Raw genomic sequence first — 2,508 nt, 5'->3', positions numbered from 1 at the left:
GCGCGCCTGCCCGGGCGCGTGCGCGCGCTGGCCGCGCTGGCCGCGCCGCTGGCGTTCGGCTGGCTGATGCAGCATGCGCAGGGCTATTACGCCAGCCTGCGCGCGGCCGCGGCGACGCCGCTGGACCGCTGGACCAACTCAATCCTGCTGACCTTCCTGGGCATGGCGTTCATCGTGGCCTGCTACGTGTTCCTGGTCGCGATCCCGCGCCGGTTGTCGCGCTCATGAGATGGCGCTCGCACCAGCGCTATCGCTGGAACATGCGCGTGCCCACGCGCTTCGCCCTGCTCAAGGCGCTGGTGCTGGCGTTCTTCACCATCCTGGTGCTGGCGCCGCTGACGGCGTGGGTGTTCTCGCTGCCGATGTGGGCGATGGACGTGTTCGGCTATCTGCTCGGCTCGGGCCAGAAGGAGCCCGGCGCGCGCTGGTTCGGCGCGGGCGTGGTCGCGGCCGGCGTGCCGTGCCTGGCGGTGGTGGGCTGGCGCGCCTGGCGCGAGCGCGACCTCGATGCCGGGATCATGGCCGCGGTCGCGGCGGTGGCGTGGCTGGTGATCGCGGTGGCGCAGTTGCGTTGAGGCGGCGCGGCGAGCGGAGACGAAAGCGTCGGGCCTGAAGGCCCTCCCACAAAAGCCGCCTCTTGTGAGAAAACCTTCAGGCCCGATGCTTTTTTGTGGGAGGGCCTTCAGGCCCGACGCTTTCGGCTCCGACGGCGCAGTCCCCGCCCATGCAGCGACGACGCTCGCGACTCCAGCGCCCGCCGCGCCCCGACAACGCAAGCCCCGACCGGTGCGCGCCCGCCCCCTGACAGGCGCGCACCGGCCGGATCGCCGGAACCGGCTCCTGCAAGCCGGTTCCCCATCGGCCCGGGCGGCGGTCGCGTCGCTGGGCGATCCGCCGCGGATGCTGTGCCCGGTTCGCGCTGGGGTCGCTGGCCGGGCGGGCCGATGCTTGCTGCTGCCGCCGGCCCGATGCCGGCGGGGTGGTTTCGCCGCGGCGCTCAGCCGGCCGCGTTGGGCAGTTCGGCCACCGTAGCGCCGAGGATCAGCGGGCTGCGCGAGGTGCTGGCGCCGGTGAAGGTCTGGGTCGCCGGGTCGGCCTTCCAGCCGGCGGCGAGGCTGCCGCCTTCGGCCTCGAACACGAACGGGCCGACGCGCAGCGCGGTGGCGGCCTTGAACGGATCGACGAAGCGGCGGAAGGTCGAGGTGGTGGTGCGGATCGCGAACGAGGGCCGGTAGCCCACGCACAGCCCGCTCTTGATCAGGCCGAAGAAGCCGCGCTCGCCGAACACCGGCTGGCCGCGGGTCTCCACGCTGTCGCCGCCGAAGGCGCTGTAGCCGGGCATGAACGGCCCGTCGATCATCGAACGGGCGAAGTCGCCGTCGAACCACTCGCCCGGGCGGATGGCGATGGTGTCCACCGCCTGGAAGTCCAGCGACAGCTCGAGCTTGTTGTCGAATTCGAATTCGTCGATGCGCTCCCAGCGGCCGTTGATGCGCACCTGCCAGAACAGCTGGCGGATGCGGCCGCGGCGGCCGGCCCAGGTCTGGGCGAAGTCGTACGGCGCCTCGCGATTGCTGAAGCCCAGGGTGACCCCGGCCGGGCCGCGGCCGGCTTCGACCTGGGCGACCCAGTCGTCGCTGCTCTGGGCCAGGCGCCAGTCCGGCACCTTGGGCATGCGGATCAGGTTGAGGTCGGACAGGCGCACGTGGAAGCGCTCGTCGCCGCAGCGGCGCTGCGCCTGGCCCAGTTCCGGCGACTGGCACTGCGCCACCAGCGCGGCGTAGTGCGCCTGGGCCCGGTTCATCGCCACCTGCGCGGCGACGATCCGGCTCTGGTGGCCGTGGCCGCGCGCGCTGCCGAGCCACTGGGTGAAGCTGGGCTGGTTGTCCTCGACCTGGGCCGCATAGGCCGAGGCGGCCGAGGTGGTGGCCAGGGTGTACTGGTTGGTCGCCGTGGTCAGCGCGTCGTCGGCGTCGTTGAGGTGCTGGCGCAGGCTGCGGTAGTCGGTCTGCGCCAGCGCGGTGTTGAGGAACTGCTGATAGGCCTGGTGCACGGTGTCGCCGCTGGAGACGTAGGCGCCGATCGCGCTCCACTGCGGCGCGGTGGCGCAGAAGTCGTACTGGGCGGCGTGGATGAAGCCTTCCTGCGGGCACGGCCAGTCCCACGGCGCGCTGGGGTAGGCGAGCTGGAAATCATCCGGCGACAGCCCGATCGAATCGACCAGGGCGCGGTACAGCAGCCCCCAGGGCTTGTCGTCGAAGTCGGCGTTGGCGGCCAGGCCCGCGTCCAGTCGGGCCAGCTCCAGCAGGCGCCGGTCCTGGGCGCCGTGGCGGAACTGCGACAGCGGGCCGACCTCTTCGTCCGGCGACTCCAGCGTCGGGGGAGACGCTTCGCCGACGTGGGAATAAGGGGGCTCGTATGCGGACATGCTGCGCTCCTGCCTCGCCGCGCGGCGGCGTGCGCGCCGGTGGCCGCGCGCCCGGCGGCGCGTCGACGGCGGAGCGCGGC

General features: G+C 72.6%; 3 protein-coding genes and 1 pseudogene. 3 read left to right on the top strand and 1 reads right to left on the bottom strand.

What is annotated here, in order from left to right; translation table 11 throughout:
• The 3 genes and pseudogenes from A7A76_RS08660 to A7A76_RS26385 form a co-directional block, all read left to right on the top strand.
• A partial coding sequence (locus A7A76_RS08660) for a hypothetical protein (protein ID WP_206410824.1) occupies positions 1-228 on the top strand: 228 nt, incomplete at its 5' end.
• A complete protein-coding gene (locus A7A76_RS08655) occupies positions 225-575 on the top strand; it encodes a hypothetical protein (RefSeq protein ID WP_206410823.1) in 351 nt (116 codons plus the stop codon). The genes A7A76_RS08660 and A7A76_RS08655, both read left to right, overlap by 4 nt.
• A 6-nt stretch (positions 576-581) precedes the next feature.
• Positions 582-635, top strand: a pseudogene (locus A7A76_RS26385) (DUF6053 domain-containing protein); the annotation flags it as partial.
• Between the two features lie 362 nt (positions 636-997).
• On the opposite strand, the gene A7A76_RS08650 reads toward A7A76_RS26385, so the two are convergent.
• Entirely contained in the window at positions 998-2,428 is a 1,431-nt protein-coding gene (locus tag A7A76_RS08650) for a hypothetical protein (RefSeq protein ID WP_206410822.1), read from the bottom strand.
• Positions 2,429-2,508: the final 80 nt, after the last annotated feature.

Source organism: Lysobacter enzymogenes (genome assembly GCF_017168095.1).
In the GTDB taxonomy this organism is placed as follows: Bacteria; Pseudomonadota; Gammaproteobacteria; order Xanthomonadales; family Xanthomonadaceae; genus Lysobacter; species Lysobacter enzymogenes_D.
Note: the sequence above shows the minus strand (reverse complement) of the source record. Positions and strands in the feature narration are given on the sequence as shown.

Coding starts and splice junctions, on each gene's coding strand:
- A7A76_RS08655 (WP_206410823.1), top strand. CDS start 225: ATGAGATGGCGCTCGCACCAGCGCTATCGCTGGAACATGCGCGTGCCC.
- A7A76_RS08650 (WP_206410822.1), bottom strand. CDS start 2,428: ATGTCCGCATACGAGCCCCCTTATTCCCACGTCGGCGAAGCGTCTCCC.